The following is a 5,609-nucleotide window of genomic DNA, read 5'->3' as shown; positions in this document are numbered from 1 at the left end:
GGTACGTGCTCTCGGCCTGCCGGCCGGAAGCCCCCGTACTGGACGTACTTGGGGTTTCGACCGGTGCGGCGAGTGGGGGACCCCCTGCTCGAGCGGAGCCGAGAGCTCGGGAGAGCGCGCCGGGCGTCGTGACGGGGCGAACGTTGCCTGTCGCGGCACTAGAAGCGGAGGCGACGCCGCAGCGGCTCCACCGCGCACACCGCTCCCAGGATCACGGCGGCGGCCAGCACCACGCCCCACCGGTCGTGGGCCGCGGCCCACCGTTCGTCCTCCACGGGCACGAACAGCGCCCAGCGCCCGGGCCAGAACAGCATCACCAGGACGGCCGTGGTCAGCAGCCCGCCCGCGACCGGCGGTCCGGGCCGGGTGACCTCGCTGAAGCGCACCGCGGCCGCCGCACCGGTCACCGCCACGACGCAGGCGGCCCCGGCTTCGAGCGTGATGTCGCCGACCGGGGGCCGCGCGCCCGGCGGTACGAGGAGCAGGGCCACCGTCCACCAGGCCGCCGCGGCCGGGGCGGCCAGGACGACGCGCAGGGCGATCCGGACCGGGCGCGGGGTCGGCACGGCGGCGGTGGTGTGCCGGGCCGGGTCGTCCAGGAGGAAGGCCAGGCCCACGGCGAAGGCGAGGATCGCGGCCCGCAGCAGGTACAGGGAGAGCCGTTCCGCCGTCTCTCCGGTCCGGGTCAACGCGGTGAACAGCAGTCCCGCCGCCCCGGCCGCGCCGACCAACCCCCACGGCACCGTCCGATGGACGGGGAGCACCAGTTGCCGGGTCAGAGGCACTTGTCCTCCTTCTCGGGCGCGGGCAGGTGCAGCAGCTCGGCGGCCCGGGCCGCGGTGACCTTCGGCGCGGTCAGTTCCCGCCACCGGTCCTTGACCCGTGCGCCGGCCTCGCCCCGGGGCAGGCCGAGCAGTGCGCGCAGCACCTCGGTCTGGGCCGCGGTCATGGACAGCCCGTCCGTGGGCTGGAGCACCATGGCGGAGCCGGTGATGCTGTCGTCGAGCCGGACGCGGCGCAGCGCGTCGAGGGGGTCGGACTCCCAGCCCACGGCCAGCCACATGAGAGGGACGATGCGGCCGTCGCAGATCGAGGTCGCGGCCTTCTCGTCACCCGCGATCAGCACACCGGCCACGGCGGCGGAGAACTCGGGGACGCGGTTGCCGCCCCACTGGGTGCCCACCGTCACCTCGTGCGGACGCTCCAGCGGCGTCAGCGCGCCGTCGCCGGAGAGGCCGTAGCGCGCCTCGACCCGCTGCCGTACGACGACGTCCTGCTCGGGGGCGTCGCCCCCGGCCAGGGAGCGGACCCGGTCCACCACCGCGGCCCAGTCCCCGACCCGTGGCCTCCACTCGGGGAACGCGCAGTACGTCGATCCGTCCCGTCGGGCACAGGACTGCACCTGCTCGGGGTGCACGGTGGCGCGTTCGCGTGCCGTGACCAGCTCGGGGGAGTCGCCCGCCGACTGGGCCACACCGCCCACCAGCGTCATGGCGAGCGCTCCGGCGGCACCGGCCACGACGGCCGGCCTGCGGCCACCGGCGACCAGGACCGCCGCCAGGCCCAGGGACAGGGCGAGTCCGGCGAGGTACAGGGCGTGCCAGCCGGCGGGCCGGCCCATCAGGTCGGACGGCAGGGTGTTGCTGGTGGCCTCGACGACGGCCGGCAGCAGCCAGCGGCTCGCGTCGTCGCTCGTGCCCCAGAAGAACATGAACAGGAAGAGAGCGAACACGACCAGCAGCGGGCCTGCGAGGACCGACCTCACCAGCACGGCCAGAAGCAGCCCGGTCAGCCCCGACAGCAGCACGGTCAGCGGCCCCACGAGCAGTTCGCCCACCGACCCCTGCCCGATCGCCCCGGGCCGCAGCGCGTCCCAGCCGAACTGCCCGGCCACGCACACGGCAGTGACCAGGGCCGCGGCCACGACCGACAGGGCGTGGGCGACCGTACGGCACCAGTGCGGGAGCAGCAGCACCGCGAAGTGCTGCTCCGTGCCGTACCGCCGGGAGCGCAGCGCGGCCTGGTTGACGGAGAGCAGGACCGCGAGGCCGACGAGCATCGGGGCGTTCTGGGTGGCGCGGTCGGCGTCCTGGAGGGCCGGGTAGTCGCCCCAGGCCTTGCCGGCGCGCCACACGGTCCAGCCGAGGTACACGGCGAAGGCGAGCAGCACCGGAATGCGGGTCAGCAGCCGGCGGGACTCGAACAGGGCCAGTGCGCGCACGGCCTTGAAGGGCCCGCCGGGCTCGTTCCGTATCCCGGGTGCGAGCGGCTTCTCCACGACCGTGGTCATGCCGCCACCTCCGCTCCGGCGTCGTCGAGCGTGAGCAGGTAGCCGTCCTCCAGGGTGGGTTCGAGCAGTTCGGCGCCGGGTGGCGGGGTCCCCACGTTGCGGAAGGACCCGGTGCCGGTGCGCCAGCCCGCCATCGCGCCCGGGTCCCGCTCGGTGCTGCTCCACACGCGTCCGGCGGCCCGCGCGGTCAGTTCGGCCGGGGTGCCCTCGAAGCGCACCCGGCCCCCGGCCATGACGATCACGCGGTGGCAGAGCATCGCCACGTCCTCGGTCTGGTGGGTGGACAGCAGGACCGTCCGCCCCTCCCCCGCTCCGGCGATCAACTCCCGGAACCGCATGCGCTGTTCGGGGTCCAGTCCCACGGTCGGCTCGTCGAGGACCAGGAAGCCGGGCTCGCCGACCAGGGCGGCGCCCAGGGCGACGCGCTGCCGCATCCCGCCGGACAGCTTGCGGATCCGCTTGCCCCGCACCTCCGCCAGGCCGACCTCGTCGAGCACCCGCCGCACCTCCCGGTGCCGGGCGCCCCGGTCGGTCAGCTCCCTGAGGATCGCCACGTAGTCGACGAACTCGAAGGCGGTGAAGTCCGGGTGGAAGCCGGGCGTCTGCGGCAGGTAGCCCAGCCGGCGCCGCACCTCCTGCCGGCCGCGGGCGGTGCCCGGGTCGTGCCCGAGGACGGTGAAGGCCCCCCGGTCGGCGGGCAGGGCCGTGGCGAGCACCCGCAGCAGCGTGGTCTTGCCGGCGCCGTTGGGCCCGAGCAGCCCGGTGACGCCGGCGGTCAGCCGCAGCGACACATCGTCGAGGGCCGGGGTGCCGCCGTAGCGGAGGCTCAGCCCGGAGGCGAACACGGTCGGGGTCATACGGCACGTCCCTGGAAGAGGTCGAATCGGTCACGGAGCAGGAAGAGCAGCCCGGCGGCGAGCGCGGCGACCACCGCCGCCACGCCCTGCCCGGCCACAGTGAACGGCGCGAGCGGCACGTCGGCCCCCGTCCGCAGCGCGTCGGCCGTCAGCAGCAGCCCGATCCACGCCCCGCCGACCAGGGACGGCGCGAGCACCGGCCCCAGCCGGGGCGTCAGCGCGAGCCCGGTCGCGGTGAGCGCCAGCGCCGGCAGCAGCCAGGCCAGACCGCGCAGGCCGTAGGCGGGCAGGGCGAGGGTCGCCAGCCCGTTCAGCCCCAGCGCCACACCCAGTACGGCCACCGTCCGGATCATCAGCAGCCGGAAGCCGTGCATCGGCGCGACGACGGTCATCTCGTACGTCGGGTCCAGCGCGGGTCCGTACGACAACGCCACCCCCGCCAGCGGCAGCAGCGGCGCGAGAGCCAGGAACAGCGTGGGGAACTCCCCGCCGCGCACGGAGTGCCCGGCCGCCACGCTCAGGAGCAGCACGGCGACGACGGCCCCGAGCCAGGACCGGCGCAGCACGGGCGTCGCCGCCAGCAGCCGCGCGGTGTGCCCGGCCACCCCGATCCGCACGAGCAGCCTCTCCAGCAGCCCCGTCCGGGGCGCGTCCAGCTCGGCGTCGAGCCGGTCCCACCCTGCGTCGAGGACGACCGGGTCGCTGACCTCGGCCAGTGCTCCACGGCACCGGGCGCAGGAGGTCAGATGCGCATCGGCGGACCAGAGCACCGGGGTCTCCAACTCCCCCCGCGCGTAGGCCCGCAGATCCTCCTCGGACACGTGCCAGCTCATGCCAACGCCTCCCGCAACTGCTTCCGGGCCCGCATCGCCCGCGTCTTGACCGTCCCCGGCGGAATCCCGAGCAGCACCGCCGCCTCACGGGTGGTCAGCCCGTCGATGACGGTCGCCTGCAGCACCGCACGCAGCTCCGGCGACAGCCGGACCAGGGCCCCGGCGAGGTCCCCGTGCTCCACCCCCGCGAGCACGCGTTCCTCCGCCGACACCTCGTCCCGGTGCCGCAGCCGCGCCAGGGCCTGCCGCAGCCGCCCGCGCGCCCCGTCACCCCGCAGCGCGTCCACCAGCCGCCGCGACCCGATGCGCCACAGCCATCCGGCGGCGTCCGCGGAGTGGCCCTCCTGGCGGTGGCGGGCCGTGCCGCGCCACACCGCGAGGAACGTCTCCTGCACGACGTCGTCGACGACCCCGAGGTCGGCGCACCGCCCCCGCAACCGGGCCCGGAGCCATGGCGCGTAGCGCCGGTACAGCTCCTCGAAGGCGCGCCGGTCGGCGTCCGCGGCGATGGCCCGCAGCAGCTCCCCGTCGCTTCTCGTATCGCTCACGTCTCCTCATCGGACGGCCCGGGCCGAACGGTTCACGAAAGCACGGTTGACTTTTCGACCCTTCTTCCACGAGTACCGCATCGACCGGCGCAGCGGTGTGGCCACCTACGTCCAGATCGTCCAGCAGGCCAAACAGGCCCTGCGCCTGGGCCTGCTGGAGCCGGGCGACAGGCTCCCCACGGCCCGCGAGGTCGTGGAGGCCACCGCCATCAACCCGAACACGGTCCTCAAGGCCTACCGGGAGCTGGAGCGCGAGGGCCTGGTCGAGGCCCGCCGGGGACTGGGCACGTTCGTCCGCACGTCCCTGAGCACCGCCCCCGCCGACTCCCCGCTCCGCGCGGAACTGGACGCCTGGGCGGTCCGGGGACCGGTCTGGAGCGCGAGGACGTGGCCGCCCTCTTCACTTCCGCACTCGACACGCACTTCGCAGAATCCAAGGGGGACGCATGACCGACACCCCCATCGAGGCGGCAGGGCTGGGCAGGAGGTTCCGGCGACGCCGAGGGACCGCGCTGGACGGCTGCGCCTTCCGGCTCCCGGCGGGCCGCGTCTGCGCCGTCACCGGCCCGAACGGCGCCGGCAAGTCCACCCTGCTCGCCCTCGCGGCCGGGCTGCTCCGCCCCCCCTAGGGCACCATCACGGTCCTCGGCACCACCGGCCGCGGCCCGCGAACGACTCACCCAGGTCGCCCAGAACAAGCCCCTGCACCCCCAGCTCACCATCGTCGGCACCCTGCGGCCGGGCCGCGACCTCAACCCCCGCCGCTGGGACGCCCGGGCCGCCGAGCGGATCGTCGCGGAGGGCGACCTCGGCCCGGACACGAAGATCCGCGCGCTCTCCGGCGGCCAGCGCACCCGCGTCGCGCTCGCCCTCGGCAAACGCCCGGCACCCTCGAGCTGCCCCGCTCGGCCTTCCAGGTCAGCTGGGCCGACCCCACCCGGCACGGCGTCCGGCTCAGCAGCGCCACCTTTCACCCCGAGTCACACTTCTGGCCGCTCCAGTCCGTGGAAACCGGCCTCCTGCTGGCCGTGGCCGGCACCGCGACGGCCGCCGCCTTCCTCCTCCTGGCCCGCCGCCTCCC

5 protein-coding genes and 2 pseudogenes are annotated in these 5,609 nt (G+C 75.2%); 2 read left to right on the top strand and 5 right to left on the bottom strand.

What is annotated here, in order from left to right; all coding sequences use genetic code 11:
• Positions 1-158 precede the first annotated feature (158 nt).
• Genes ABZ281_RS35335 through ABZ281_RS35315 form a run of 5 tightly spaced genes read right to left on the bottom strand, consistent with a single transcriptional unit; the run spans position 159 to position 4,528 of the window.
• Positions 159-785: an ABC transporter gene (locus ABZ281_RS35335; protein ID WP_356662160.1), complete on the bottom strand. Its 627-nt coding sequence runs from the start codon at positions 783-785 to the stop codon at positions 159-161.
• Entirely contained in the window at positions 776-2,290 is a 1,515-nt protein-coding gene (locus ABZ281_RS35330) for an ABC transporter permease (RefSeq protein WP_356662159.1), read from the bottom strand. Before ABZ281_RS35330 ends, ABZ281_RS35335 begins: the two co-directional genes overlap by 10 nt.
• Entirely contained in the window at positions 2,287-3,147 is an 861-nt protein-coding gene (locus ABZ281_RS35325; protein WP_356662158.1) for an ABC transporter ATP-binding protein, read from the bottom strand. Before ABZ281_RS35325 ends, ABZ281_RS35330 begins: the two co-directional genes overlap by 4 nt.
• Entirely contained in the window at positions 3,144-3,980 is an 837-nt protein-coding gene (locus tag ABZ281_RS35320; protein ID WP_356662157.1) for a zf-HC2 domain-containing protein, read from the bottom strand. The genes ABZ281_RS35325 and ABZ281_RS35320 overlap by 4 nt, the downstream gene beginning before the upstream one ends.
• Positions 3,977-4,528 carry an RNA polymerase sigma factor gene (locus ABZ281_RS35315; protein WP_356662156.1) on the bottom strand — a complete coding sequence of 184 codons (552 nt, stop codon included), beginning with the start codon at positions 4,526-4,528 and terminating at the stop codon, positions 3,977-3,979. Before ABZ281_RS35315 ends, ABZ281_RS35320 begins: the two co-directional genes overlap by 4 nt.
• 46 nt (positions 4,529-4,574) lie before the next feature.
• Between ABZ281_RS35315 and ABZ281_RS35310 the strand changes: the two are divergent.
• Both ABZ281_RS35310 and ABZ281_RS35305 read left to right on the top strand, forming a co-directional pair.
• Positions 4,575-4,978: pseudogene (locus tag ABZ281_RS35310) on the top strand (GntR family transcriptional regulator).
• Positions 4,975-5,413: pseudogene (locus ABZ281_RS35305) on the top strand (ATP-binding cassette domain-containing protein); the annotation flags it as partial. The pseudogenes ABZ281_RS35310 and ABZ281_RS35305, both read left to right, overlap by 4 nt.
• Positions 5,414-5,609 lie beyond the last annotated feature (196 nt).

Origin of the sequence: Streptomyces sp. NPDC006265 (genome assembly GCF_040613555.1) — a bacterium.
GTDB lineage: Bacteria > Actinomycetota > Actinomycetes > Streptomycetales > Streptomycetaceae > Streptomyces.
This window is presented reverse-complemented; position numbering and strand designations above follow the sequence as displayed.